Source organism: Variovorax sp. Soil_C_26 (assembly GCF_057657075.1).
Genome location: NZ_JBDGJC010000004.1, coordinates 336,838 through 362,802 on the forward strand (window position 1 = coordinate 336,838; position 25,965 = coordinate 362,802).

At 68.8% G+C, this 25,965-nt stretch carries 27 protein-coding genes; 15 read left to right on the forward strand and 12 right to left on the reverse strand.

The window, feature by feature from the left end:
- Positions 1 to 67 precede the first annotated feature (67 nt).
- The gene (arr, locus tag AC3A6G_RS14290; RefSeq protein WP_487860253.1) at positions 68 to 463 is read left to right on the forward strand and encodes an NAD(+)--rifampin ADP-ribosyltransferase; all 396 of its coding nucleotides are present in this window, start codon (positions 68 to 70) and stop codon (positions 461 to 463) included.
- An 18-nt stretch (positions 464 to 481) separates the two neighbouring features.
- Here arr and AC3A6G_RS14295 read toward each other — a convergent pair whose 3' ends face one another.
- On the reverse strand, positions 482 to 1,369 hold the full coding sequence (locus AC3A6G_RS14295; RefSeq protein ID WP_487860252.1) for an NAD(P)-dependent oxidoreductase: 888 nt from the start codon (positions 1,367 to 1,369) through the stop codon (positions 482 to 484).
- A gap of 95 nt (positions 1,370 to 1,464) precedes the next feature.
- On the opposite strand from AC3A6G_RS14295, the gene AC3A6G_RS14300 reads away from it, so the two are divergent.
- The 4 genes from AC3A6G_RS14300 (at position 1,465) to AC3A6G_RS14315 (ending at position 5,767) form a co-directional block, all read left to right on the forward strand.
- Positions 1,465 to 1,800: a winged helix-turn-helix transcriptional regulator gene (locus AC3A6G_RS14300; RefSeq protein ID WP_487860251.1), complete on the forward strand. Its 336-nt coding sequence runs from the start codon at positions 1,465 to 1,467 to the stop codon at positions 1,798 to 1,800.
- Positions 1,801 to 1,882: 82 nt separating this feature from the next.
- Positions 1,883 to 2,980 carry an acetate/propionate family kinase gene (locus AC3A6G_RS14305; RefSeq protein WP_487860250.1) on the forward strand — a complete coding sequence of 366 codons (1,098 nt, stop codon included), beginning with the start codon at positions 1,883 to 1,885 and terminating at the stop codon, positions 2,978 to 2,980.
- Positions 2,977 to 5,364, forward strand: a complete 2,388-nt coding sequence (locus AC3A6G_RS14310) for a phosphoketolase family protein (protein ID WP_487860249.1) — start codon at positions 2,977 to 2,979, stop codon at positions 5,362 to 5,364. Before AC3A6G_RS14305 ends, AC3A6G_RS14310 begins: the two co-directional genes overlap by 4 nt.
- A gap of 118 nt (positions 5,365 to 5,482) precedes the next feature.
- Complete coding sequence (locus AC3A6G_RS14315) at positions 5,483 to 5,767, forward strand: YlcI/YnfO family protein (protein ID WP_487873921.1); 285 nt, start codon at positions 5,483 to 5,485, stop codon at positions 5,765 to 5,767.
- Positions 5,768 to 5,848: 81 nt separating this feature from the next.
- On the opposite strand, the gene AC3A6G_RS14320 is transcribed toward AC3A6G_RS14315, so the two are convergent.
- The 3 genes from AC3A6G_RS14320 to AC3A6G_RS14330 are packed head-to-tail and all read right to left on the reverse strand — an operon-like array spanning position 5,849 to position 9,261.
- Positions 5,849 to 6,412 carry a GAF domain-containing protein gene (locus AC3A6G_RS14320; RefSeq protein WP_487873922.1) on the reverse strand — a complete coding sequence of 188 codons (564 nt, stop codon included), beginning with the start codon at positions 6,410 to 6,412 and terminating at the stop codon, positions 5,849 to 5,851.
- On the reverse strand, positions 6,405 to 7,370 hold the full coding sequence (locus tag AC3A6G_RS14325) for a Bug family tripartite tricarboxylate transporter substrate binding protein (protein ID WP_487860246.1): 966 nt from the start codon (positions 7,368 to 7,370) through the stop codon (positions 6,405 to 6,407). Before AC3A6G_RS14325 ends, AC3A6G_RS14320 begins: the two co-directional genes overlap by 8 nt.
- A 43-nt stretch (positions 7,371 to 7,413) precedes the next feature.
- Complete coding sequence (locus AC3A6G_RS14330; RefSeq protein WP_487860245.1) at positions 7,414 to 9,261, reverse strand: gamma-glutamyltransferase family protein; 1,848 nt, start codon at positions 9,259 to 9,261, stop codon at positions 7,414 to 7,416.
- A gap of 50 nt (positions 9,262 to 9,311) precedes the next feature.
- Between AC3A6G_RS14330 and AC3A6G_RS14335 the strand changes: the two genes are divergently transcribed.
- From AC3A6G_RS14335 to AC3A6G_RS14370, 8 genes are all read left to right on the forward strand, one after another.
- The gene (locus AC3A6G_RS14335) at positions 9,312 to 10,304 is read left to right on the forward strand and encodes a LysR family transcriptional regulator (protein WP_487873923.1); all 993 of its coding nucleotides are present in this window, start codon (positions 9,312 to 9,314) and stop codon (positions 10,302 to 10,304) included.
- 297 nt (positions 10,305 to 10,601) lie between these two features.
- Positions 10,602 to 11,375, forward strand: coding sequence for a GSU2403 family nucleotidyltransferase fold protein (locus AC3A6G_RS14340; RefSeq protein WP_487873924.1), 774 nt, complete (start codon positions 10,602 to 10,604; stop codon positions 11,373 to 11,375).
- A complete protein-coding gene (locus AC3A6G_RS14345) occupies positions 11,372 to 12,268 on the forward strand; it encodes a LysR substrate-binding domain-containing protein (RefSeq protein ID WP_487860242.1) in 897 nt (298 codons plus the stop codon). The genes AC3A6G_RS14340 and AC3A6G_RS14345 overlap by 4 nt, the downstream gene beginning before the upstream one ends.
- 159 nt (positions 12,269 to 12,427) lie before the next feature.
- The gene (locus AC3A6G_RS14350; protein ID WP_487860241.1) at positions 12,428 to 13,579 is read left to right on the forward strand and encodes an NAD(P)/FAD-dependent oxidoreductase; all 1,152 of its coding nucleotides are present in this window, start codon (positions 12,428 to 12,430) and stop codon (positions 13,577 to 13,579) included.
- Positions 13,563 to 13,868, forward strand: a complete 306-nt coding sequence (locus AC3A6G_RS14355) for a (2Fe-2S)-binding protein (protein ID WP_487860240.1) — start codon at positions 13,563 to 13,565, stop codon at positions 13,866 to 13,868. Before AC3A6G_RS14350 ends, AC3A6G_RS14355 begins: the two co-directional genes overlap by 17 nt.
- The gene (locus tag AC3A6G_RS14360; protein ID WP_487860239.1) at positions 13,865 to 15,337 is read left to right on the forward strand and encodes an FAD/NAD(P)-dependent oxidoreductase; all 1,473 of its coding nucleotides are present in this window, start codon (positions 13,865 to 13,867) and stop codon (positions 15,335 to 15,337) included. The genes AC3A6G_RS14355 and AC3A6G_RS14360 overlap by 4 nt, the downstream gene beginning before the upstream one ends.
- Positions 15,334 to 16,890, forward strand: coding sequence for an argininosuccinate lyase (gene argH / locus AC3A6G_RS14365; protein ID WP_487874006.1), 1,557 nt, complete (start codon positions 15,334 to 15,336; stop codon positions 16,888 to 16,890). The genes AC3A6G_RS14360 and argH overlap by 4 nt, the downstream gene beginning before the upstream one ends.
- A 3-nt stretch (positions 16,891 to 16,893) precedes the next feature.
- A complete protein-coding gene (locus AC3A6G_RS14370) occupies positions 16,894 to 17,862 on the forward strand; it encodes a Bug family tripartite tricarboxylate transporter substrate binding protein (protein WP_487873925.1) in 969 nt (322 codons plus the stop codon).
- Positions 17,863 to 17,898: 36 nt separating this feature from the next.
- On the opposite strand, the gene AC3A6G_RS14375 is transcribed toward AC3A6G_RS14370, so the two are convergent.
- Positions 17,899 to 18,336 (reverse strand): LuxR C-terminal-related transcriptional regulator, encoded by a 438-nt coding sequence (locus AC3A6G_RS14375; protein ID WP_487873926.1) that lies wholly within the window; start codon positions 18,334 to 18,336, stop codon positions 17,899 to 17,901.
- On the opposite strand from AC3A6G_RS14375, the gene AC3A6G_RS14380 reads away from it, so the two are divergent.
- A complete protein-coding gene (locus tag AC3A6G_RS14380) occupies positions 18,335 to 18,517 on the forward strand; it encodes a hypothetical protein (RefSeq protein ID WP_487873927.1) in 183 nt (60 codons plus the stop codon). The two genes, AC3A6G_RS14375 and AC3A6G_RS14380, sit on opposite strands and share 2 nt — an antisense overlap.
- Positions 18,518 to 18,530: 13 nt before the next feature.
- Here AC3A6G_RS14380 and AC3A6G_RS14385 read toward each other — a convergent pair whose 3' ends face one another.
- The 4 genes from AC3A6G_RS14385 to AC3A6G_RS14400 form a co-directional block, all read right to left on the reverse strand.
- Complete coding sequence (locus AC3A6G_RS14385) at positions 18,531 to 18,851, reverse strand: hypothetical protein (RefSeq protein ID WP_487873928.1); 321 nt, start codon at positions 18,849 to 18,851, stop codon at positions 18,531 to 18,533.
- A 105-nt stretch (positions 18,852 to 18,956) separates the two neighbouring features.
- Positions 18,957 to 19,925: a M14 family metallopeptidase gene (locus AC3A6G_RS14390; RefSeq protein ID WP_487860234.1), complete on the reverse strand. Its 969-nt coding sequence runs from the start codon at positions 19,923 to 19,925 to the stop codon at positions 18,957 to 18,959.
- On the reverse strand, positions 19,922 to 20,905 hold the full coding sequence (locus tag AC3A6G_RS14395; protein ID WP_487860233.1) for a Bug family tripartite tricarboxylate transporter substrate binding protein: 984 nt from the start codon (positions 20,903 to 20,905) through the stop codon (positions 19,922 to 19,924). The genes AC3A6G_RS14390 and AC3A6G_RS14395 overlap by 4 nt, the downstream gene beginning before the upstream one ends.
- Before the next feature lie 91 nt (positions 20,906 to 20,996).
- Positions 20,997 to 21,893, reverse strand: coding sequence for a LysR family transcriptional regulator (locus AC3A6G_RS14400; RefSeq protein WP_487860232.1), 897 nt, complete (start codon positions 21,891 to 21,893; stop codon positions 20,997 to 20,999).
- Between the two features lie 77 nt (positions 21,894 to 21,970).
- Here AC3A6G_RS14400 and AC3A6G_RS14405 point away from each other — a divergent pair, with 77 nt between their 5' ends.
- A complete protein-coding gene (locus AC3A6G_RS14405; RefSeq protein WP_487873929.1) occupies positions 21,971 to 23,098 on the forward strand; it encodes a glutathione S-transferase family protein in 1,128 nt (375 codons plus the stop codon).
- Here the strand turns inward: AC3A6G_RS14405 and AC3A6G_RS14410 are convergent.
- From AC3A6G_RS14410 to AC3A6G_RS14420, 3 genes are read right to left on the reverse strand one after another with little or no spacing between them, the layout of a single operon-like run.
- Entirely contained in the window at positions 23,092 to 23,886 is a 795-nt protein-coding gene (locus AC3A6G_RS14410) for an HpcH/HpaI aldolase family protein (protein ID WP_487860230.1), read from the reverse strand. The genes AC3A6G_RS14405 and AC3A6G_RS14410 overlap by 7 nt on opposite strands.
- 14 nt (positions 23,887 to 23,900) lie before the next feature.
- Entirely contained in the window at positions 23,901 to 24,926 is a 1,026-nt protein-coding gene (locus AC3A6G_RS14415) for a Bug family tripartite tricarboxylate transporter substrate binding protein (RefSeq protein WP_487860229.1), read from the reverse strand.
- 14 nt (positions 24,927 to 24,940) lie between these two features.
- Entirely contained in the window at positions 24,941 to 25,921 is a 981-nt protein-coding gene (locus AC3A6G_RS14420) for a Bug family tripartite tricarboxylate transporter substrate binding protein (RefSeq protein ID WP_487860228.1), read from the reverse strand.
- Positions 25,922 to 25,965 lie beyond the last annotated feature (44 nt).

Genomic DNA, 25,965 nt, shown 5'->3' on the forward strand with positions numbered 1-25,965 from the left:
CGCTGCAGGGTAGGACGCCGCGAGTAAACTCCGCGGCTTTTTCCTTTCTGCAGAGGAGCGACGCGCGATGACTGCCTTGGACACCGGCCCTTTCTTCCACGGCACGCGGGCAGACCTCCAGGTGGGCGACCTGCTCACCGCGGGCTTCCGCTCGAACTACGACGGCCGCGTGGTCATGAACCACATCTACTTCACCGCCTGGCCCAAGGGCGCCGGACTGGCCGCCGAGATGGCGAAAGGCGACGGCCCCGGCCGCGTGTACATCGTCGAACCTACGGGCGCATTCGAAGACGACCCCAACGTCACCGACAAGAAGTTTCCGGGCAATCCCACACGCTCGTACCGCAGCCGGGAGCCGCTGCGGATCGTCGGCGAGCTCGAGACCTGGGAGCGCTTCGATGCGGAATACCTTCGGCAGCTCGAGGAGCACGTACGCGCAGGCAGGGGAGAGATCATCAACTGAATCGCGCCTGCCGCGACCTCATGCGGTGATCGGGCGCATGACCTTGATGATGGCGGCATGCTCTTCTTCACCAAGCCCTGAGCGCACCGCTTCGGAGAAAAGACCTGCGGCAAACCGGGGAAAGGAAGCGCTCAGGCCCGTGTCCGCCGCATGCTGCTCCAGTTTGGCAATGTCGAGCCCCGCGGTTCTCAGCGTGCTCTCAGGACCCGCGAACTTGTTCATCGAGATGAGTTGGCCCATGTGCCTCGCGTCGCCAGCCAGCGCCGGCGCGAAGTCCGCGATGAGTGCACCGAAGTCGGCGACATCAAGTCCTTCGGACTCGCTGATAGCGGCACCATGGCAAAAGCCGATCCAGTGTCCTGCCATATAGGCGAGCACTGACGCAAAAATTGCCGAAGCGAGAGACGGGTCCGCCCCCAGCCATTTGAGTCCGCCGCCCAGTGTTCTGAGAGTAGCCTCTTGCGCACCAAAGACCCGTTCATCGCCGGACATCACGATGGCGGTGGCATCGCCTCCGATCTGGCTCGGCCACGCAAGGATGCCGCCGTCGAGATACTGCACTTCGTTCTTGCCGGCCCAGGCTGCGAGCGCTCGGGCGTCGTTCGGCATGCCGGTGCTGAGTTGCACGAGGGTCTTTCCCTGCCAGAGCTTTTCGGCCGCGGTGTCTTGAACGATGGCGCGCGTCGCCTCATAGCTCGATACACAGACAACGACCACGGGACTCGCCGCAACAGCGGCCGCGACGCTGCCCGCCAGGGAAGCGCCCTTTTCGACGAGCGGCATCGCCTTTGCGGGCGTTCGATTCCAGACGGTCGATGTGCGACCGGCATCGAGGAACGCTCGCGCCAGCGCAGAACCCATCTCACCCATGCCGATGACGGTGACTTCGGTTTCTTGAGTTTGCATTTCATCTCGCTCTGTTGAAGAGCGACGCACTGTAGGTGCAGAATTCAACCGACTCAATGGCTTACCTCGAGGTTAGTCCTCGCAGCGCCCTTCGAATGACCGACCAAGATCTTTCCGCCTGCGGGCTGGGACCCGCACTCTCCGTCATTGCCGGCAAATGGAAGCCGACGATCATCTGGGAGTTGCATCTCGCGCCATTGCGCTTCAGTGCCTTGCGCAGACGCTTGCCCGGCGTCAGCGAGAAGGTGCTGGCGGAGCAGCTGCAAGAACTTGAAGTTCGCGGCGTGGTGCGGCGAACAGCCTATGCGGGGTATCCGTCGCACGTTGAATACTCCCTGACGGACCCCGGCCACGAGCTCAACAAAGCCGTGCATGCCTTGGCACTTTGGGGCAGCGCGTTCGCCCGGGCTGAATTGACGACAGAGCGCTGAATCGCGCCTGCCACTTCGCGCTGGGCGGCGAGCGAGACCATTCCTGACACTTCAGACCGGGTAAGCGGTGCATGATGGCCGCATGACAGGCGATGTGTTGCTCACCTTCAATCCTGGGTCCTCGTCGATCAAGCTCGGCCTGTTTGCGATCGACGCCGGCGCGGCGCGCGTCGTTGCCCGACGCTCTTTCGATGCGCCGCCCGATGCCCTGTCCGGCGTGATCGAGCAGGCGCTGGATTGGGTGAACGATGTCGCGCCGCGCGCACGGCTCATCGCTGCCGGCCACCGCGTCGTGCACGGCGGGGACGCGTTCGACGGCCCGGTGGCGATCACTGCGCACACGCTCGCCCTCATCGAGTCGCTGGCGCCGCTCGCGCCGCTGCACCAGCCGCAGAGCCTGGAGCTGATCCACGCTTTGCGGCGTGCCGCACCGACGCTGCCGCAGTCGGCCTCGTTCGACACGGCCTTCCACCGCAGTCAGAGCCCAGCGTCGCGCCGCTATGCGCTGCCGCGCGCGCTGTTCGGCCAAGGCATCAAGCGCTACGGCTTTCATGGACTGTCGTACCAATTCATCGCATCGCAGCTGCGGCAGCAGCACCCCAGAATTGCCGCGGGCCGGGTGGTGGTCGCGCACCTGGGCAGTGGGGCCAGCCTGTGCGGCCTGCTCGACGGCGCCAGCCGGGAGACCAGCATGGGTTTCTCGACGCTCGACGGCATTCCGATGGCCACGCGCAGCGGCGCGCTCGACCCGGGCGCACTGCTCTACCTGCTCAAGCAGCCAGGTCAGTCGATCGACAAAGTCGAAGACATGCTCTATCACCACTCGGGCCTGGCAGGCCTCTCCGGTATTTCGGGCGACGTGCGCATACTGCTCGCGAGTGACGCGCCCGAGGCACGCGAAGCGCTTTCGCTGTATGCACTGCGAATCGCGCGCGAAGTCGCCGCCATCGCCACGACGCTCGGCGGGCTCGATGCACTCGTTTTCACAGCCGGGATCGGGGAGAACCAGCCGGCCGTGCGTGACGCCGTGTGTCGCCATCTCGCCTGGCTCGGCGTGGCGCCCGAGCCCTCGGCCAGCCGGATCGCCGTGTTCGTCATGCACACCGACGAAGAGCAGGTGATCGCCGACGAAGCCTGCCAAGTGCTTTCTCTTCATCAAACCACCGGAGCCTCCCCATGACCCGTCCACCTGAAGGCGCCCCACCCGAAGACTTCACCCTCCTCGACGCCTGGTGGCGCGCCGCCAACTACCTGTCGGTCGGCCAGATCTACCTGATGGACAACCCGCTGCTTCAGCGGAAGCTCGAACTGGCGCACATCAAGCCGCGGCTGCTCGGCCACTGGGGAACGACACCGGGCCTGAACTTCATCTACGCCCACATGAACCGCGCGATCGTCGCGCGCGACCTCGATGCGCTTTTCGTCGCGGGCCCCGGCCACGGCGGCCCCGGCGTCGTGGCCAACACCTGGCTCGAAGGCACCTACAGCGAGGTCTATCCGGACGTCAGCCTCGACACGGCCGGCATGCAGCGGCTCTTCACCCAGTTCTCCTTTCCCGGTGGCATTCCGAGCCATGTCGCACCCGAAACCCCGGGGTCGATCCACGAAGGTGGCGAGCTGGGCTACTCGCTGCTGCACGCCTACGGCGCCGTGTTCGACAACCCGGCGCTCATCGCCTGCTGCGTGATCGGCGACGGCGAAGCCGAGACCGGCGCCCTCGCGGCGAGCTGGCACTCCAACAAGTTTCTCAATCCCGCGCGCGACGGCGCGGTGCTGCCCATCCTGCACCTCAACGGCTTCAAGATCGCCGGCCCGACAGTGCTGGCGCGCATCGGCGACGACGAGCTCGCCCAGCTGATGCGCGGCTACGGCCACGAGCCGCATTTCGTTTCCGGCGATGACCCCGAGACGATGCACCGCGCAATGGCGCTGGCGCTCGACACGGCGCTCGACGTGATCCGTGCGATCCAGACCGAGGCGCGCGCAGACGGCTTCACCCGCCGGCACCGCTGGCCGATGATCGTGCTGCGTTCGCCCAAAGGCTGGACCGGGCCGAAGGTGGTGGACGGCGTTCCGATCGAAGGCACGCAGCGCGCGCACCAGGTGCCGTTGACCGGCTTCGCGCAGCGCCCGGCACACATCGGCTTGCTCGAAGACTGGATGCGCAGCTACCGCCCCGAGGAGCTGTTCGACGCCCAGGGCGCGCTCCACGCCCGCATCGCGGCCATCGCGCCGCGGGGCGCGCGCCGAATGAGCGCCAATCCGCACGCCAACGGCGGCGTGCTGCTTCGCGATCTCAAGCTGCCGGATTTTCGCGAGCATGCCGTGTCGGTCGAGTCTCCAGGCGCCTCGCTCGGCGAGGCCACCCGCGTGCTTGGCGGCTTCTTGCGCGAGGTGATGCGGCGCAACGAGGAGCAGCAGAACTTCCGGGTCATGGGGCCGGACGAGACCGTGTCGAACCGCCTCGGTGCGCTCCTCGAAGTGACCGGCCGGACTTCGACGGCACGCATCGAGCCGACCGACGACCACGTTGCGCCCGACGGCCGCGTGATGGAAGTGCTCAGCGAACACCTGTGCCAGGGCTGGCTCGAGGGCTATCTGCTGACCGGGCGCCACGGCTTCTTCTCGTGCTACGAGGCCTTCATCCACATCATCGATTCGATGTTCAACCAGCATGCCAAGTGGTTGAAGGTGACGCGCCAGATCGGCTGGCGACGCCCCATCGCCTCGCTCAACTACCTCTTGACCAGCCATGTCTGGCAGCAGGACCACAACGGCTTCAGCCACCAGGACCCTGGCTTCATCGACCATGTGGTCAACAAGAAGGCCGAGGTGGTGCGGGTCTACCTGCCGCCGGACGCGAACACGCTCCTGTCGGTAGCGGACCATTGCCTGCGCAGCCGCAACTACGTGAATGTGATCGTCGCGGGCAAGGCGCCCGCGCCGCAGTGGCTCGACATGGAGGCTGCCGTGCGGCATTGCAGTGTCGGCCTGGGGATCTGGGAGTGGGCCAGCAGCGATGCCGGTGTCTCGCCCGACGTGGTGATGGCCTGCGCCGGCGACGTGCCCACGCTCGAGACCATGGCGGCGGTCGACCTGCTGCGAACGCACCTGCCGGAGCTCAGGGTGCGGGTGGTGAACGTGGTCGACCTGATGGCGCTGGAGTCGCCGTCAGCGCATCCCCATGGCCTGTCGGATGCGGTGTTCGATTCGATTTTCACGGTCGACAAGCCCGTGATCTTCGCGTTCCACGGCTATCCGGCGTTGATCCACCGGCTGACGTACAAGCGCACCAACCACGGGGGTTTTCATGTCCACGGCTACCAGGAAGAAGGCACCACCACGACGCCCTTCGACATGACGGTGCTGAACCACCTCGACCGCTTTCACCTCGCGGCCGACGCGATCGACCGCGTGCCGCGCCTGACGAACAGTGCGGCGCACGTGCAGCAGCACCTGCGCGACCGGTTGCTGGCGCACCGGGCCTACGTTACCGCCAAGGGCGAGGACATGCCCGAGATCGCGGGGTGGCAATGGCGCAGCCGGGACGTGGCAAGGGACTGACGGGGGCGCAGGCACAACCTGAACGCCGCGACAGACATTCGTGGCGTGGACAGGGCACTGAAGTTGGCTTCAAGAGGTGACACTGGCCGAGCATTGCCAATGCGCTACGCTCGTAGCTATGAAAGCATGCACGTTGCCTACCGTTCGCGTTGAGCCGGAACTTCGGGCCGAGCTCGAATCGGTCCTGGGCAAAGAGGAAACCATCAGCACCTTCGTGGCAGATGCCGTGCGCCGGGCGGTGAACTTCCGTCGCGTCCAGACGGACTTCCATGCGCGCGGGGAGGTCGCTTGGCAGGGCTATCTGCGCAACGGCGTTTCACACCCCGTGGACGAAGTGTTCGACCGCGTTCAGGCCCGCATTGATGCACGACGCCGCGAATTGCAAAGCGCCAGCAGCAAGTGACAGAGTTGTTCGGGGTTGAGATGACCTCACATGCCGAGGACGGGCTATGTGGCTCCTACGAAATCCTCCCAGCTCGGCAAGTCAGGGTCTTGGCCGTCCGTCATCAGCGCGAAGAGGACTACCACTGAGCACCCATGGCGTCGCCAGCAGCGCCATCAACTCCACCAACGCAATCTCCTGCACCTGCCACGCCGGCCGCACCCCCAGCAGGTTGAAGGTCGCACGGCAGCGCCCGCGCGCATCGAGGAGCGGCACGTTGATCACCGTCCGCAGCCCCAGCGCCGCGATGCGCGCGTGGTCGTCGAACACCTCGCGCAGCGCCGCTTCGCCCTCGCCCACGTAGAGCTCGCCGCGGCGCAGCAGCTGGCGCGTCCACGGCGTCATGGCCTTGCGCTTGCGGCCGCCGACCGGGTAGGCCGCGGGGTCCGAGGTCCACACGCGCTGCAGCTCGACGGTCTCGTCGCCCTCGTCCGGAGCAGGCGATGCGTCGACGTTCACCGTGAGCAGCCCATCGCCGAGCTGCTGCCTGCGCACCCCGTCGATGCAACGCAGCGCCGCAGCCATGTCGCCCGCGCGCGGGAGCTCGTGCGTGAGCGCGCGGCACACCGCCAGCGGCAGGCACAACAACGTTTCCCCTTCACTCATTCTTGATGCCCAGCTCGCGGATCATCTTGCCGTAGCGGTCGGCGTCGCTGCGCAGCACGGCGGCAAATTGCTGCGGCGTGCCCTTCACGATCTCCACGCCCATCGCGTCCATGCGGCTGCGCACCTCGGGCTGCGCGAGCGCCTTGTTGATCTCGTCGTTGAGCCGCACGACCAGCGCCTCGGGCATGCCGGCCGGGCCGAAGGCGCCATACCACACGCCGAGCGCGTAGCCCGGCAGCGTTTCCGCCACGGTGGGCGCATCGGGCAGCAGCGGCGAGCGCTGGGCCTCGGTCACGCCGAGCAGGCGCAGCTTGCCGGCCTTGACGTGCGGCAGCGTCTGCGTGCCGGCCGAGAACAGCACCTGCGTCTGGTTGGCCACCGTGTCGACCACCGCGGGCGCGCCGCCCTTGTAGGGCACGTGCAGCATCTGGATGCCGGCGGCCTTTTCGAACAGCACCGCGCTCAGGTGGTTGGTCGAGCCCGGGCCCGCCGAGGCATAGGCGAGCTTGCCGGGGTTGGCCTTGGCATAGGCGACGAACTCCTTCACGTTGGCCGCCGGCACCGCGGGGTTGACGACCATGGTGTTGATCACGTTGGCCATCTGCGCGATGGGCGTGAAGTCTTCCACGCCGCGGAAGGGCATGGAAGGCATGAGCGCGGGGTTCATGGCGTGCGTGCTCATCGAGCCGATGAGCAGCGTGTAGCCGTCGGGCTTGGCCTTGGCGACGTAGTTGGAGCCGATGTTGCCCGACGCGCCGGCGCGGTTGTCCACGATCACGGTCTGGCCCAACGATTTGGTGAGCTGCTCGGCCAGCGAGCGCGCGAGGATGTCGGTCGAGCCGCCGGGCGCCCAGGGCACCACCAGCGTGATCGGCCGCTCGGGCCATTGGGCGGCGGCAAGCGTGGCAAAGCCGCAGAGCGTGACGAGTGCGATGCCGCGGCGAATGATGGAAATCATGGAAAGTCCTCCTTGTTGAAAATCTGTGGTGTGGCGGCAGCGCTCAGCGCCCGACCGCGTAGCCCTGCATGCCGCGCGGATTGGCAGCGGCGCGCAGCACGAGGCGGCCCTCGGCATCGCGTTCGCGGCTGCAGGCCGACATGCGGCCTTCGGACCAGGGCTCGCCGACCTGCACGCCGTGGCCGCGCGCGCGCAGCGCATCGAGCACCTCGGGCGCGAAGCGCGATTCGGCAGTGAGCCGGTTCAGCGTGGTCGCGCGCGGCCAGAACGACGCCGGGAAATGGTCGACATGCCAGGCCGGCGCATCGATCGCCTCCTGCAGGTTCATGCCGTGCACCGCATGGCGCAAGAAGAACGCCGTCGACCACTGGTCCTGCTGGTCGCCACCCGGCGTGCCGAACACCATGTAGGGCTCGCCGTTGCGCAGCGCGAGCGAGGGCGAGAGTGTGGTGCACGGCGGCACGCCGGGCGTCACCGTGTTGGCCAGGCCCTCGTCGAGCCACGTCATCTGCAGCCGCGTGTTGATCGCGAAGCCGAGCGACGGCACCACCGGGCTCGACGAGAGCCAGCCGCCCGAAGGCGTGGCCGCCACCATGTTGCCGTGGCGGTCGATCACGTCGATGTGGCAGGTGTCGCCCACGAACACTTCGCGCTCGGCCCACTCGGCCACCGGCGGCAGCGCCGCAAAGGTCGGCTCGCCGATGCCGAAACGGGTGTCGGCCGTGCGCAGCGTGCGCACGGCGGCGTCGAGGTCGGGCAGGCGCGGCGCCATGCCGAGCGGCGCGCCGGGCGCGAGCTGCTGCGACGCCGTGTCGCCGATCGACTGCCAGCGCGCGCGCAGGTAGTCGTCGGACAGCAACGCAGCCTGCGCCTCGCGCGAGGCGCCGGGCGCGCTGCCGTACCAAGCCAGGCGATCGGCCAGCGCCAGCTTGGCGGCTTCGGCGATGCGGTGCACGAAGCCTTCGGTGTGCGGCGCGTGCTGCGCAAGGTCGGCATGACGCAGCATGCCGATCTGCTGCAGGAAGGCCGGGCCCTGGCTCCAGAAGCCGCACTTGGCCAGCGTGTAGCGGCCGAACGCGACCGTGAGCGGAGCCTCGACCGTGGGCTGCCATCCGGCCATGTCCTCGTAGCGCAGCAGGCCCGCATGGTCGGCGCCAGTGGTGTCGCGCACCTTCGTCGTGCGGTAGTACGCATCGATCTCGCGCGCCACGAAACCCTGGTACCAGCAACGCAGCGCGGCGTCGATGGTGCCGGTGCGGCTGTCGCCGCCCTCGCGCTCGGCCGTCTGCAGGATGCGCTCGTAGGTGGCTGCAAGCTGCGGCTGGCGGAACAGCGCGCCCGGCATCGGCACCTTGCCGTCCGGCAGCCACACCGCCGCCGAACTGGGCCAATGTTCGCGAAACAGCGACTGCACCGCGACGATGGCCTGCACCGCACGCGGGATCAGCGGACAGCCGTCGCGCGCATAGGCGATCGCCGGCGCCAGCACGTCGGCCAGTTGCCAACTGCCGTGGTCGCGCAGCATCGTGAGCCAGGCGCCGAAGGCACCGGGCACCGTGGCGGGCAACAGGCCGATGCCCGGCACCTGCTCGAGCCCCAGCCGGCGAAACGCCGCGGCCGAGGCCTCGGCCGGTGCCACGCCCTGGCCGCAGACCGACTGCATGCGCCGCTCTTTCTCGGTCCACAGCAGGATCGGCACTTCGCCGCCCGCGCCGTTGAGGTGCGGCTCCACCACCTGCAGCACGAAGCCGCCGGCCGCGGCCGCGTCGAAGGCATTGCCGCCACGTTCGAGCACGCCCATGGCGGTCTGCGCGGCCAGCCAGTGGGTGGCGGCCGCGACGCCCTGCGTGCCGACGATCTCGGGGCGGGTGGTGAAGCTGTTGCTGTTCATGGCGCAATTCTGGACGCATGAAATAGGCCAATGCACATGAAATGCTATGGATGCATGCATCGATTGCTATGCTCGCGTCGACCATGCCACCCGCAACAGCCCTGCCCTCCACCCCCTCCGACGCCTTCGCGCTGCGCCTCGAGACGCGCCTGAAGCTGCGCCACTACGTGCTGCTGCTCGCCGTCGAGCGGCACCGCTCCATCACGCGCGTGGCCGAGCAGCTCTCGCTGGCGCAGCCCACGGTGACACGGGCGCTCGCCGACGTGGAAGACATCTTCATGACGCCGCTCTTCGTGCGCAGCCGCCGCGGGCTCGAGCCGACGATGGCCGGCGAGGTGGTGCTCGCGCGCGCACGGCTCGCGGTGGCCGACAGCCGCGCGCTGCAGCAGGAACTGCACGCGGTCAACGGCGCCGGCCTGCAGGGGCGGCTGCGCATCGGCGTCATTCCCTATGCCGCCACCCAGACGCTCGACGCGGCCTGGCAGCACCTGTTCGCGCAGCAGCCGCGCATCGCGCTGCTGGCGCACGAAGACACCACGCACAACCTGGTGGTGGCGGTGCGCCAGCGCGCGCTCGACTGCGCCATCTGCCGCTTCTCGCACGACAGCACCGACGATGACCTGGTGCAGCGCCTGCTTTACCGACAGGAAGCCTGCGTGGTGGTGTCGAAGGCAAGCGCCGCGCGGCTGGCGCGGCAATCGGCGCTCGACATCTCGCGCCTGGCCGATATGGACTGGATCTTCCCGCCCGCGGACACGCCGATCCGCCAGATGATCGACAGCGTGTTCGCCGCCGCGGGCCGCTGCCTGCCGGTGCCGCTGCTCGAGGCCTACGCGGTGCGCACCGTCGCCTCGGCGATGCAGCACCTGCCGCGCGCGGTTACGGTGCTGCCACGCGACGTGGCCCAGGCCGTGGCCGCCACCGGCGCGGCCGAGGTGTTGCCGCGACCGCTGCCGTGGAGCCTGCCGCCGGTGGGGCTGGCGTGGCTGCGCGATTCGCCGAAGGCGGCGGTGATCGAGGCGCTGGCGGCGGCGTTGCGCTGAGCGCGCATGGCCAAACGGAGAACGCAACTCATTGATCTATAAGGCTTTTCACTGTATCTTTCAAAAACCCAGGAATACAGTGAAATGCCCGGAATCATTGAAAACAGCGAAAGCCAGAAGCGGCAGTACATCGACGCGGAGAGCGTCTTCGATGAACTTCGCCGGGTGCGGAAGGCGGCCGCGCAAACGCGTGGCGGGATGATCTGGCGAGAGATTTCCGGGGGAAAGTACCTCATCCGGACCTCGCCCAAGGGCGCCCACAAGTCCCTCGGACCCGAGAGCCCCGAAACGCGGAAGATGTTCGGGACCTTCAGCGAGCGCAAGGCAGCGAATGCCGAACGCCTGGCGGCCATCGAGCGTACCGCCGAAGAACAGCGGCGACTCAACCGCGCCTTGCGCGTGGGGCGCGTTCCACCGATCGTCGTCAAGGTGCTGAACGCACTCGACGCGGCCGGGCTGTCGGAACACTTCACCGTCGTCGGGACGCATTCGCTCTATGCCTACGAGAGTGCCAGCGGCGTGCGCCTTGCGCCCGAGGCGATGGCCACGCGGGACATCGACCTGCTCTTCGACACGCGAAAGCGCCTGGCGTTTTTCTCACGGATGAAGGAAGCCGACGCGTCGTTCCTCGGCCTCTTGAAAAAGGTCGACAAGTCTTTCGAACGCCTCGACGACCGCAAGGAGACCGTGCGCAATGCCGAGGGCTTCGAGGTCGACGTGATCCGGCGCATGGCCCAGGAAGACGATCCGCATCCGCTGCGCCTGAGCGAGCACGAGGACGATTTCTGGGCCGTTCAGCCTTCCACAGGGGAGCGCATCCTCGCTTCGCCGCGCTTCAGCCAGATGGTCGTGGCCACCAACGGCGAGATGGCGCTGATGCACACCATGCACCCACTGGACTTCGTGCAGATCAAGCGTGTGCTGGCCGCCTATCCCTCGCGCGATCCGCTCAAGGTGACGAAGGATCGGCTGCAGGCCGGCCTGGTCGAGGCGCTCGTCCGCACGCACATGCCGCAGTGCGCGCGCCCCGATGCGCCTGCCGGCCAGACCGTGCAGGGACTGCCCCGATGAAATTCAAGGAAATCGACGCCTTCCGCGCCGTGATGCGCTCGGGCTCCATGACGGCGGCGGCGGCCGACCTCTACACCTCGCAGCCCAACGTGAGCCGGCTCATCGCGCAGCTCGAGGCCTCCACCGGCCTGGTGCTGTTCACGCGCAGTGCGGGGCGGCTCACGCCGACCGAGGAAGGCATGGCCTTCCTGCGCGAGGTGGACCGCGCCTTCGTCGGACTCGACGCGCTCAAGGACGCGGCGCGCAACATCCGCCAGTTCGGCAAGGGCCGGCTGCGCATCGCCACTGTGCCTTCGCTCGCGATGACGGTGTTGCCGCTGGTGCTGCAGCGCTTCCATGCCGACCATCCCGAAGTGACCGTTGCGATGGACACCGGCAGCTCGCAGCTGGTGGCCGAATGGGTCGGCACGCGCGTGTGCGACCTGGGCTTCGTGTCGTACCTGCCGCCCGGCGCGATGACCGATGCGCATGCGGTGTGCGACGTGAACGGCTGCTGCGTGCTGCCGCCGGGGCACGCGCTCGCGGCGAAGGCGGTGATCGGGCCGGCCGACCTGGCGGGCGAGTCGTTCATCTCGATGGCGCATGGCGACGGGCTGCGCGCGGCGGTGGATGCCGTCTTCGCGGACAACGACCGCCGCATCATGCATTTCGAGACGCCCTATGGCGCCACCATCTGCCAGATGGTCGGGCTGGGCCTCGGCGTGAGCATCGTCAATCCGCTGGTCGCGCGCAGCTATCGCCACACCGGCATCGTGGTGCGCCCCTTCGCGCCGCAGGTGCCCTTCGTGAGCTACCTGCTGCAGGCGCGCCACCGGCCGTTCAATGCGCTGGTCGACCGCTTCCAGGCGCTGGCCGGCGAGGTCATCGCCGAGGAACTCCGCGCGCTCGACTGACCTCGGGCGGCCGCAGAGCCCATACGGTTTTCGTATGGGCGCCTGACACACTCGTATTTGCGTCCGGCAGGGGGGCGCCGCAATACTCGTTGGCCCTTGAAAAGACCAGGAACCCACGAGTATTCCGATGAATCTGCGAACCCGCCCGAGGCCGTGCTGATGGCTGCGCCGGCGAACAATCCGACTTCTTCTTCCGCCGTCTTCGACGTCGCCGTGATCGGCGGCGGCCTCGTCGGCTCGGCCATCGCCTACGGCCTGCGCGGCAGCGTCGAGTCGATCGCGGTGCTCGACGAGGGCGACATCGCGCTGCGCGCCTCGCGCGGCAACTTCGGCCTGGTCTGGCTGCAGAGCAAGGGCTACGGCATGGGTGCCTACAGCCGCTGGACGCTGGGCTCGACACGGCTCTGGCCGCAGCTGGCTGCGCAGCTGCGCGACGAGACCGGCATCGACGTGGCGCTCGAGCAGAAGGGCGGCCTCACGCCGCTGATGGGCGACCACGAGATCGAGGCGCGCCTCGCGTGGGTCGAGCGGCTCATGGCGCAGCAAGGCGTCGAGCCCTACGAATGGAAGCTGCTCGACCACCATCAGGCCGCGTCGCTGGTGCCCGGCCTCGGGCGCGACGTGACCGGTGCGATCTGGACGCCGCACGACGGCATCGTCAACCCGCTGAAGCTGCTGCGCGCGCTGCACACGGCCTTCGCGCAAAGCGGCGTCTCCTACCTGCCGCACCACGGGGTCGAGAAGATCGAGCATTCGGCCGGCATGTTCCACCTGCGCACCGCCGCGGGGCGCTGCATCCATGCGCGGCGCATCGTGCTCGCCTCGGGCCTGCACAACGGCACGCTCGGCGCACAGGTCGGCATCGACCTGCCGATGGCGCCGCAGCGCGGCCAGATCATCGTGCTCGAGCGCACGCGCCGGCTGCTCGACACGCCCATGGTCACGCTGCGCCAGAACGACGAAGGCAGCTGGCTGGTCGGCGACTCGCAGGAAGATGCGGGCTATGCCGAGCACGTGACCACGCTGCCGGTGCTCGCCACGCTGGCCGACCGCGCGGTGCGCACGCTGCCCGCACTGAAGGACGTGCGTGCGGTGCGCGCATGGTCGGCACTGCGCGTGCGTGCGCAAGACGGCTTTCCCGTCTACGAACAATCCGCGCGCCATCCGGGCGCCTTCATCGCGACCTGCCACAGCGGCGTCACGCTGGCGGCGACCCACGCCTTCACGCTCGCACCCATGATCGCCGCCGGTGCCCTCGCGCCCGAACTCGACGGCTTTTCGACCAGGAGATTCCATGTTCAGTCGGCTTGAGCACCCCGCCGGGGCCGCCGGGCGCACGGTGCGCATCACCGTGGACGGTGCCGCACTCGCCTGCGCCGAGGGCGACAGCGTGGCGGCTGCACTGCTGGCCGCTGGCATCGACGCCTGCCGCGACACCGCGGTGACCGGCGTGCCGCGCGGACCTTTCTGCATGATGGGCATCTGCTACGACTGCCTGGTCGGCATCGACGGCGAGGCGAACCGCCAGGCCTGCATGACGCGAGTGCGCGACGGCATGGTGGTGACGCGGCAGCTCGGTGCGCGGGAGGTGAAGGCATGAACGCCAGCTCTCCGCTGCAGTTGCCGCCAGCGCTCGAATGCGACCTGCTGGTCATCGGCGCCGGTCCCGCGGGCCTGGCCGCAGCCACGCGCGCCGCAGGCCTCGGCCTGGACACCGTGCTGATCGACGAACAACCCGCCGCGGGCGGGCAGATCTACCGCGCGATCGGCAGCACGCCAGTGCAGGACCGCGCGATCCTCGGCGCCGACTACTGGCACGGGCTCGACCTGCTGGCGCCGTTCCGCGCGAGCGGCGCGCGCCATGTCGCGGGCACGATGGTCTGGGCCGTGAGCCCCACCGCGCAAGGCTTCGAAGTCGCGTATTCGAACGCGGCCGAGCGCACGAGCGGGCTGCTGCACTGCCGGCACATCATCGTCGCGACCGGCGCGCAAGAACGGCCCGTGCCGATCCCGGGCTGGACGCTGCCCGGCGTGCTCACCGCGGGCGCGGCGCAGATCCTGCTCAAGACCGCGGGCGTGGTGCCCACCGGCACCACGGTGCTGGCCGGCGCCGGACCGCTGCTCTACCTGCTGGCCTGGCAGTACCTGAATGCGGGCGTGAAAGTCCATGCGCTGCTCGAGACCGGCATGCCCGGCCAGTGGCGCCATGCGCTGCCGTTCGCCTGGGGCTTCCTGCGCTCGCCCTACCTCGGCAAGGGCCTGAAGCTGCTGCGCGCCGTGAAGGCGCAGGTGCCCATCATCGGCAACGTGACGGCACTCGAGGCGCTCGAGGCGCCCGGGCATGCCGGCCGGCTTGCGCAGCTGCGCTACCAGGCCGGTGGCCAGACACACACGCTCGCGGTCGACCAGCTGCTGCTGCACCAGGGCGTGGTGCCGAACACGCACCTGTCGCGCGCGCTCGGTGCCGAGCATGCCTGGAACGAACGACAGGACTGCTGGGAGCCCGTGGTCGATGGTTGGGGTGCGAGCTCGGTGCCGCAGCTGACCATCGCGGGCGATGGCGCCGGCATTGCGGGCGCCGTCGCGGCCGAACACCGCGGCCGGCTCGCGGCCGTGCATGCCGCGGCCTCGCTCGGCGTGATCGACACTGCGCGTCGCAACAGCGAAGCCGCACCGCACCGCACCGCCCTGTCGCGTGCCACGCGCGGGCGCGAGTTCTTCGAGACGCTGTACCGCGTGCCCGAGCGCCTCCGCCGGCCGGTCGGCGACACCATCGTTTGCCGCTGCGAAGAAGTGACGGCCGCGCAGGTGCGCGAGGCCACGCGCATCGGCTGCCAGGGGCCCAATCAGTTGAAGGCCTTCCTGCGCTGCGGCATGGGCCCGTGCCAGGGCCGCTTCTGTGGCCTCACGGTCGCCGAAGTCATGGCCGACGAGCAGGGCCGGCATCCGCGCGACGTGGGCAGCTACCGCGTGCGCTTCCCGATCAAGCCGGTGACGCTGGGCGAGATCGCCTCGCTGCCGCAGACCCAGGCCTCGCGCGACGCGGTGGTCCGTTTCGCCAAAAAATAATGAACTCCAAAGTCAGCCGCCGCCTCACCGAAGGCACCGCCCCCGAGGTCACCGAGCACATCTACGCGCCGCGCCTCGCCAAGGACTTTCCGGCCGTTTTCGCGCCGCTCAACGACGTCAACCAGGCGCACCTGCTGATGCTGCTGCGCACCGGGCTGATGCCGCCCGAGCCGGCCGCGCAGCTGGCGCGTGCGCTCGCGCGCATCGAGGACGAAGGCGTGGCCGCCGTGCCGCTCGATCCCTCGATCGAGGACGCCTACTTCAACTACGAAGCGCACCTGATGGCCGTGGCCGGCAGCCATGTGGGCGGCTACCTGCACATGGCGCGCAGTCGCAACGACATCCTCGCCACGACCGACCGCATGCGGGCGCGCGAACTCGCGCTGTCGCTGGTGGAGGCCCTCTGCACCGTGCGCGACGCGGCGCTCGCGGGCGCGACGAAGCACTGCCGCACCGTGATGCCGGGCTACACGCACCTGCAGCCCGCGCAGCCGATCACCTATGGCTTCTATCTCTCGGCGATGGCCGAGGTGCTGACGCGCGACATCGAGCGCGTGCAGCAGGTCGAACGCCTCATCGACCGCTGCCCGCTCGGCGCGGGCGCGCTCGCGGGCACTTCGTTCGCGATCGACCGCGAAGCGACTGCGCGGCTGCTGGGCTTCGGCAGCGTGCTGCCCAATGCGCTCGACGCCGTGGGCTCGCGCGACTTCGCGCTCGAGCTGCTCGCGGCCATGGCGATCTGCGCGGTGGGCTGGAGCCGCTTCGCGCAGGACTACTTCGTGTGGTGCACCAGCGAGTTCGGTCTGATCGACTTTCCGGACCGCGTGGCGGGCACCTCGAGCATCATGCCGCAGAAGAAGAACCCGGTCGTGCTCGAGTACCTCAAGGGCAAGGGCGGCCACCTGATCGGCCTGCTCGGCGCATCGCTCTCGACGATCAAGGGCACCAACTTCAGCCACACCGGCGATGCGAGCCGCGAGGGCATGCGCAGCGTCTGGGAGGCCGGCGAGGAATGCCTGCGCTGCCTTGCGCTGTTCGACCTCGTGGTGCGCAGCGCCACGCCGAATGGAAAAGCCATGTCGCAGCGCGTGCGCCGCGACTTCAGCACGGCCACCGACCTGGCCGACCTGCTGGTGCGCCGCTCGGGGCTGTCGTTTCGCGAGTCGCACCACGTGGTGGGCGCCGTGGTGCGCGAGGCGATGGACCGCGCGCTCGGCGCCGACGAGGTCGGCCTCGACATGCTGAACCGCGCCGCCCGGGACCAGCTCGGCCGGCCGCTCGCGCTCAGCGACGAAGAAGTGCGCCAGAGCCTCGACCCGATGGCGAGCGTCGAGAGCCGGCTCGTGCGCGGCGGCCCTGCACCCGTGCGCGTGCAGGAGCGCGTCGCCGAGCTCGAACGGCTTTCGGCAGACGACCGCCGGCGCAACCAGGTACGGCGCGACACGAGCAACGAGGCGCGCGAGCGCCTCAAGCAAAGCATCCGGACACTTGCCCTTCAACAACCCGCGGCACCGTCGGCCCACCAAGGCCGCACCGCTTTCTTCGAGGATTGAGACATGCGCTTTTTCACCCGAATCGTTCCGGCCGTCGCGATGGCGATGACCCTGGGACAGGCCGTTGCCCAGGACCTGCCGCCTTCGCCCATCCGCCTGCTGGTCGGTTTTTCCCCCGGCGGTGGCAACGACGTGATGGCCCGCCTGATCGCCACGCAGTTCCAGCTCAACACCAAGGAAACCATGGTGGTCGAGAACAAGCCCGGCGGCGGCAGCACCGTGGCCACTTCGGAAATGACGCGCGCCAAGCCCACCGGCCAGACGCTGCTCATGGGCTCGGTCGGCGGCCAGGCGATCGCGCCATCGATCTACAGCAAGCTGCCCTACGATCCGGTCAAGGGCGTGCAGGCGGTGTCACTCGTGGCCAGGTCGGCCAACGCGTTGGTCGTCAATGCCGAGCTGCCGGTGAAGAACGTGAAGGAGCTGCTCGCGTACGCCAAGGCGCATCCGGGTACGCTCAACGTCACCTCGCCGGGCAACGGCACCATCTCGCATCTTTCGGCCGAACTCTTCAAGAGCATGGCGGGCGTGTTCATCACGCACATCCCCTACCGCGGCGACGCACCCGCCATGCAGGACGTGATGGGTGGCCAGGCGCAGATGACCTTCGCGAGCCTGCCGTCGGCCAAGGCCGGTGCCGACACCGGCAAGGTGCGCATCCTCGCGGTGACCAGCGCCAAGCGCGTCGATTCGATGCCGCAGGTGCCGACCATCGCCGAATCGGGCGTGCCGGGCTACGACGTGGTTTCCTGGTATGGCGTGTTCACGACCGGCGGCACGCCGATGCCGGTGGTCAACCGCCTTGCAAAGGAGTTCGGGGCGGTGCTCGCGCAACCCAACGTGCGCGAATCGATCACCAAGATGGGCATGGAAGCCGGCGCGCTCGGCCCGGCCGAGTTCACCGAACTTGTCAACGCCGACACGCGCAAGTGGGAGAAGGTAGTGAAAACGGTGGGCATCAAGCTCGATTGAGCCTGAGCGAACCCTGCAGGCGGGTTCACTCGCACATCATCCGCAGCAGCCCCCGGTGTTCCGCGACGACCACCGCCTGCGTGCGGGAGCGGACCTGGAGCTTGCCGAGAATGCCTTGACATGCGCCTTGACGGTCCCGAGCTGGATGTCGAGCGTGCGCGCTATTTCCTTGTTCCCTGCACCTTGCGACATCTGGTGAAGGACGTCGTGCTCGCGCTTGGTGAGGGACGCATGCACCAAGCTGTCGGCGATGCGCGCCGAGACCGCGTCGTCGTAGCAGCGCCCGCCGCGCGACAGCGATCTCACCGCGTCGACGATCCTCTCGGCAGAGCAGCCCAGCAGGAGATAGCCTTGCACACCGCGCGCCATCGCGCTGCGGATGTCCCATTCGCCGGCACGCGTCGTCACGATCAGCACCTTTGGTGCCGGCCGGCGAGCACCCGGCGAACCGGCGAAAACCTCGAGGCAGCGCATGGCGGTCGTGGATTCGGCCGAAGGTGTCTATGAGGTGCTGCTCGATCAGCAGACGCAAGCGTTGCGCTGGGTGGCGAACGGCCCCGAAGGGGAAGTGCTCGAGAAGGAGCCCGGTGTCGGCCTGCTCCTCCGGTTGCGCATGCTTTGGCTGTCATGGTTGATTCCGCAGGACCAGCTGTGAGCAGCGCCGTGCATCAGCCCGCGCCGCGCGGCGCGCGCCCGGCGCCGCCGCCGCCCTTGCGCACCGAGACCTGGTTCTGCGAGCCGGCGCCCAGGGTCAGGCGATCGTGCCGGCTCTCGGGCGTGCGGCGTCCCTGGTTGAGCTGCGTGGGCTCGGTCTGACCCATCTTGTTGTGGTCGTTTGCGAGCTTGCCGCTTTGCGGCGTCTGCGCATCGGCCTCGGCGGTACCGTGCGCGGTGGCGGTGGCCGCGCGCACGGGGCCGCCGACCTGGTCGCGCTCCGGATGCTTGTCGCGGCTCTGTTCCTTGCGCAAGAAATCCTGCTTCTTTGTCATGGTGTGCTCCGTGTGGGTGAATGAACCATCGGTTTCACCATGCGCGGCCCTCAAGGTTCCCGCGTGTAGGAAATGGGCTGAGGCGGATGTCGTACCGGTCGGGCGTCAAGACGGCGCTTCTCTCGCGAAACGGACCACCGTCACGCCAGGCCGCAACTGCCGCAGCGAGGGCATGACGAGCACGCAATCGTCATAAGGCGTGATGACGGCCTCCCCGTCGTTGTCGCCGATGGGCGTTCCCGCTTTCGGTAGGGTTTCGAGGCCGCGGTAGTCGCCGAGAAACCGGAACCGCTCGCTGCGCGCGACGACACCGCCTGTCACTCGCAACACGCGCTGCGGGGGCGCGTCGGGACGGCGCCAGCCCGCGAGCAGTTCCTGCGCCACTGCGGCCTCGAGGATCCCGGCTTCGACCAAGAACCGGACGGCCATGTCTTGGGCCACGTCACGGCTCGACAGGTCGCCGTGGAAGCCGCACTCAACAAGCAGCGACCGGTTGTCGACCGCCTCGGTGTCGGCCAATCCGAAATGGCCGAAATCGCGCATGCGCGTGCCATCCTCATGCCCTTCGTCGACCACCACGTGCTCGGGTGCGCGCAGCTTTCGCGCAAGCGCAAGGTTGCGTGCATGCGGCCCTGGGAGCAACAGCGGGGCACCGGATTCATGCATCGAGTGCAGGTCCAGCAGCCAGTCTGCCTGCGCCACGAACGGAAGCAGCGCCTGCGCGCGGCGCCGCTCCAGCGTGCCGCCCTGCGCCAAGCGCGCCGCGGACCATTGCCGGTTCAGGTCCTCGTCGACGAAACGCGACGCATCGAATGCGGCCGGATCGAACCGGTCGAAAGCGGCGAGATTGCAGAAGGCCAGCGTGAGGGTGCCGCGGCATGGGCGCACGCCGGCCTCAAGCAGGCCCCGGACAGCCCAGGCCCCGCACAGCTCGTTGCCGTGGACGAGCGCCGCGACCATGACACGGCGGCCGGGCGCGCCCGACTCGAAATGCCACACCCCCTCGGTCCCGGTATTGCCCGCGCGCCAGGCGCCGAGCTCGGGCCTGGGCAGCGCAAAGTGCAGCGCCGTCATTCCGTGATCTTCGCGAAGTCGACGATCTGCTGATACTTGGCGCTTTCTTCCGCCAGGAAGCGCGCCATGTCGACGTCGAGCGGCGCGATGGTCGAGCCGGATTCCTCGAGCTTCTTGCGCAGCTCCGCGGTCTGCAGGATCTCCCTCAGCGCATTGCGCAGCTTCGCGAGGATGGGTGCCGGCAGGTTGGGCGGCGCCATCAATGCGAACCAGACGCCGATGTCCATGTGCTTCAGCTTCGGCAACTCCGCGAGGGCGGGAATGTCCGGGGCCGCCGGCGACCGGCTTTTCTGCGTCACGCCGATCGCCACCACCTTGCCGCTGCGGATGTGCGGCAGGCCGCTGGACAGCACGAACACGCCGTAGTCGAGCGAGCCGCCCACCAGGTCGATGGTCAACGGCGCCACGCCGCGGTAGGGGATGTGCGTCATGAACAGGCCGCCCTGCTCCTTCACCATCTCGCCGGCCAGGTGCAGCGCCGTGCCGACCCCGCTGCTTCCGTAGCTGAACTGCCCCGGCTTGGCCGACACCGCATCGAGGAACTGCCCCGCGTTCTTGACGCCCGCGCCGGGCGATGCCACCAACACCATGGGCTGAGAGGCGACCAGGCCGATCGGCGTGAAGTCCTTGTAGCTGTACTTGACCGTGCCGGGCGTGATCAGCCGGTTGATGGCGATCTCGTTGTTGGCGCCCAGCAGCAGGGTGTAGCCGTCGGGCGCCGCCTTGGACACCTTCGTCGCGGCGATCGCGCCGCCCGCACCACCCGCGTTCTCGACCACCACCGCAACGCCGAGCTTCTTCGCGAGCTGGTCGGCCACTGCGCGGCCGGTCAGGTCGGTGCTCCCGCCCGGCGGATAGCCGACCAGCACGGTGATCGGCTTGCCCGGGTAGGCGGTCTCCTGGGCCAGAGCCGGGCCCGCGCAGGCAGCGGCGGAAAGAACCGAGAACGCGGCAACGCGAAGGGCATGGGGAATCTTCATGGTCTGTCTCCTGTGGTGCCCGCATTCTGTTGGCCGCGAGCTTCGCAGCAGTGCCGATTCGGCACACAGGCTTGCAGGAAGGTACCGGAGTTCAGCCGGGGTCGACGGTCTGCCAGAACGACTCCGCCGCGGCGGAGAGCCTTCGCTTGGCGCGCACCATGCGGATCTCGAAGCCGATCTCCAGGGCCTTGCTGCCCACCGGCGCCAGCTGCCGCGCCTTGCAGGCGCCCGCAGCCAGAGACCAGGGAAGCCACGCCACGCCCAATCCCTTGAGCGCGTACTCAAGCAGCGCGTCGGCCGAATCGCACTCGATGGTTTCCGTGAGCCGGGGCGCCTTCGGGTGGTTGCTCAGGTGGTCGCTCACAAGGCGGCCCAGGGCCAGCGTCTGGGCATAGGCCAGGAAGGGAATCGCCTCGGCCTGGTCGACGCTGAACGCCGCCTGACCGCGGGCATCGACCTTGCCCACCGGCACCAGTCGGTCGCTCGCGATCCTGCGCTGCAGGTACTGGTGCGAACCGAGACGCAGCGCGATCTGCGGATGGTGGTAGGTCAGCATGAAATCCGATTCCCCGCGCTCGAAGCGCTGCAGCGTTTCCGCCATGGAACCGGTGCGCACCACCACACGGACGCCCGCGCGCTGCCGCCTGATCCTCGCGAGCCAGTCGGCGGCGACCGTGCGCGCCAGTGTGCGCCCCGTAGCCAGCGTCACCGTGGCGGTGCGCCCCTGCCCGTCCGCCCCGGCGATCTCGCTTCTGGCCTGCGCCATGGCCGGCACCACCTGCAGCGCAAAGCCGAGCAGCTTCTCGCCCTGGCTGGTCAACCGGACCGACGTGCCGTGCCGCTCCACGAGGGCGGCCCCGGCCCAGGCTTCGAGCGCACGGATGCGGCGGCCGAACGCCGGATGCGTCACGTGGCGCTGCTCGGCAGCCCGGGTGAAGCTCCCGGTGTGCGACAGCGCAATGAGGTCTTCGAGCCACTTGGTCTGCATGGCTGCGACTGTAGTCGCTGCGTCCAGCGCGTCCCGCGTCGCTCCGGCGACCATGGCTCGCCGCGGCGCTGCCTACCATGCAGCCCATGAACGATGCCTACCTGCTCTACGGCGCCCAGATCAGCTACTTCAGCGGCAAGGTCCGCGCCTACCTCCAATGGAAGGGCCTGCCGTTCACAGAGCGCGAGGCGGATGCCGACATCTATCGCAGCGTGATCGTGCCCGGCGTGGGATTTCCGGTGATCCCGGTCTTGCGAACGCCGAGTGGCGCGCTGCTGCAAGACAGCACCGACATCATCGACGCGCTCGAGGCCGCGCATCCGGTGCCGAGCATCGCGCCCGCGGGCGGGGTGCAGCGGTTCGTCGCGAGCCTGCTCGAGCTCTACGGCGACGAGTGGCTGATCATCCCGGCGATGCACTACCGCTGGCACCACAACCGCGAGTGGGCGATGCGGGCGTTCGGACGATTGAACGCGCCCGACGCTTCGGCCGACGCGCAGTTCGAGATCGGCCAGCGCCGCGCCCAGCCCTTCGCGCAGGCCGCCGTGCTGTTGGGTGCGCAGCCCCACATGCACGCCGCGATCGAGCGCTCGTACGAGGCGCTGCTGCTGGAACTCGATGCGCATTTCGCGGTGCACCGCTGCGTGCTCGGCGACCGGCCCAGCATCGCCGACTTCGGGCTTTACGGTCCGCTCTATGCCCACCAATACCGCGACCCCGCGAGCGGCGCGCTGATGAAGCGGCTCGCGCCGCACGTGGTCGCGTGGATCGAGCGCCTGCGCGATAACGCCATGCCCACCGACGGCCGCTTCGCGCCTGCCGATGCCGTGCCGCCCACGCTGCTGCCCGTGCTGCGCCGCATGATGCGCGAGCAGCTGCCGGTGCTGGTCGACTCGATCGAGCGCTTGCACGCGTGGATGGCTGAGCACCCGGGCGAGCATGCCGTGCCGCGTGCACTGGGCATGCACGACTGCGAGATCGAAGGCGAGCGCGGCGAACGCATCGTGCGGCCCTACAGTCTCTGGATGCTGCAGCGCGCCGCCGATGCGTATGCGGCGCTGACTGCGGCCGAGCGCACGCAAGCCGACCAGCTGCTGGCGGAGGTCGAAGGCAGCGCCTTCACGCGCCTGCCGCCGATGCCCAGGCTGGCGCGCGACCGGCTCAGCGTGCGCCTGGCGGGCGAGGCCGCCGCCGCGCGTCAGTAGCCGAGCTTGGCCTCGCCCTGCAGGCGTCCGCCGGCCGCCGAGGCCTGCTGGAATGCGCGCGTGATGATGCTCGTGGTTACGCTCGCGAAGTAGCGCGCGCCCCAGGCGCCGTATTTGTCCTCGTCCTCGGGCGTGAGTGCGATGGTGCCCGCGCAGGTGCCGGTGCCGCTCACCGCGCGCAGCGCGCGCTCGATCTCGGCCTCGACCTCGGGGGCCTTCCAGTCGCTGCCGAAGCCCATCGCATGCGACAGGTCGTTCGGTCCGACAAAGACGGCATCGACACCTTCGACCGCGGCGATGGCGGCGGCCTGCGCCACGGCCTCGGGCGTCTCGATCATCACGATGAGCGCGATGCCTTCGTTGCTGCGCTGCGTGTGGGCGGCGCCCGGGAACGCGCCGTAGCCCGCGGCGCGTGGGCTGAAGGCGCTGCCACGGCGGCCGACGCCCGGGTAGCGCACCTGCTGCACGAGTTCGCGCGCCTCCTCGGCGCTCTCGACCATCGGGATCTGCACAGCGCCCGCGCCCATGTCGAGGATGCGCGAGATGTCCTGCCGCAGGCAGCGCACGACCGGCGCGATGCCGCTCGCGCGGGCCGCGCGCAGCATGTGCTCGGTGGTCTCGAGGTTGGCGCTGCCGTGCTCGTTGTCGAGAATGATGAAGTCGAAACCGGCATAGCCGCACATCTCGACGATGGCAGGGCTCGGCAGTGCGTTGAACAGGCCGCGCAGGCGCCGGCCGCTGCGCAGCATCGCGGGCAGGCGGGTGTCGATGGGGTGGTGATGGTCCATGGCGGTGGCTGCCCTCAATCGAGCACGATGTTATTGGTCTTGATGACCTTCGCGAACTTGACCGTCTCGTCCTGGATGAACTTGCGAAAGCCCTCGTGCGACATGGGCTTGGGCGTGAAGCCCTGCGCCGCAAGGCGCTCGGCCATGGCCGGCTGCTTCAGCACCGCGACCACTTCGCTGTTGAGCCACGCCACCACGGGCGCCGGCGTGCCCGCGGGCGCCAGCAGGCCGAGCCAGGTCGAGGCCTCGAAACCCGGCACGCCCGATTCGGCCAGCGTCGGCAGCTCGGGCGCGAGCGGCGAGCGCGCATCGCTCGTGATCGCGAGCGCCTTGGCCTGGTTGTTCTTCGCGAACGCGAGCGCCGTGGTCATGTTGTCGAACTGCATGTCGATCTGGCCGCCCGCGAGGTCGACCAACGACTGGCTGCTGCCTTTGTAGGGCACGTGCACCGCGGTCGCGCCCACGCGGTTGAGCAGCATCAGCGTGGTCAGATGCTGCGAGGTGCCCGGGCCGCTGGTGCCGTACGAAACGGCATCGGGCTTGGCCTTGATGGCGGCGATCAGCGCGGCCACGTCCTTGGCGCCCGACTTGTTGCCGGCCAGCAGCACGAGCGGCGTGCTCGCGAGGCCTGTGACGGGTGCGAAGTCTTTCTCGGCGTTGTAGCTGATCTTCTTCTGCAGCGTGGGGTTCACGGCCAGCGCGGTTTGCGTGCCGAGCAGCAGCGTGTAGCCGTCGGGCTTGGCGCGCGCGACGTACTCGGTGCCGATGCCGCCGCCCGCGCCGGCCTTGTTGTCGACCACCACCGCGGTGCCCCAGCGCTTGCCGAGCGCATCGGCCAGGAGGCGGCCCACGATGTCGGTGGCGCCGCCGGGCGCGAAGGGCACCACGATCACGACGCGGCCGGTGGAGGGATAGCCATCGGGGCCGTTGGCCGTCTGGGCCTGCACGGCGGGTGCCGCGACGGCGAGCGCGACGGCGGCGAACGCCATGGCGCGGCGCACGGAGGAGAAAGAGAAGGAAGAAAGTTGGCTGTTGTTCATGGAGAGGTCCTCGTTCATTCGGCCTGGATGTTCGCGTCCTTGATCACCTTGCCCCACTTGGCGATCTCGGCACGCTGGAAGGATGCGAAGGCATCGGAGGTGCGCCCGTCGGCCTCGACGCCGAGGCCGCGCAGCCGCGCCTGCACCTCGGGCATGGCGACCACGGCCGCGAGTTCGCGCGACAGGCGCTCGACGATCGGCTTGGGCGTGCCGGCCGGTGCGAACACGCCCTGCCACGACTGCATCTCGAAATCGGCCACGCCCGCCTCGGCGAGCGTCGGCACGTCGGGCATGCTCGCCTGGCGCTTGGCCGAGGTGATGCCGAGCACCTTCACGCGCTTGGCATCGATCATCGGGCGCGCCGCCGCGACGGTCTCGAACACCATGTCGATCTGGCCGCCCACCAGGTCGACCATCGCCTGCGAGCCGCCCTTGTACATGATCTGGCGCATGCGGGTCTCGGTGATGTTCTCGAACAGCTGGCCCGAGAGGTGCTGCGAGGTGCCCGCGCCGGCCGTGCCGTAGGTCAGACTCTCGGGCTTGGCCTTGAGCTCGGCGATCACCTGGGCCACCGAATTGAAGCGGCTCTCGGAGGGCACCACGAGCACGTTGCTGACCGTGCCGATCATGTTGACCGGCACGAAGTCCTTCACCGGGTCGTAGCCCAGGTTCTTGTTGAAGAAGGGGTTCACCGCGTGCGTGGTGATGGTGCCGCCCATCACGGTGTAGCCGTCGGCCGGCGCGCGCGCGGTGGCCTGCGTGCCGACGATGCCCGAGACGCCAGGACGGTTCTCGACCACCACCGGCTGGCCGAGGCGCTCGCCGAGGTGCTGCGCGATCAGCCGCGCGACGCCGTCGGACACGCCGCCCGTGGAGAAGGGAACGATGTACTTGACCGGCTTGGTGGGCCAGGCCGTCGACTGGGCGTGGCCGTTGCCGGCCAGGGCGCCGAGCGCGAGTGCCGCGACGATCAGCGGACGGAATCGGAATTGCATGGTGTGTGTGTCTCCAGGTTTTTTCTGTGGGTGGAAGAAGAGGT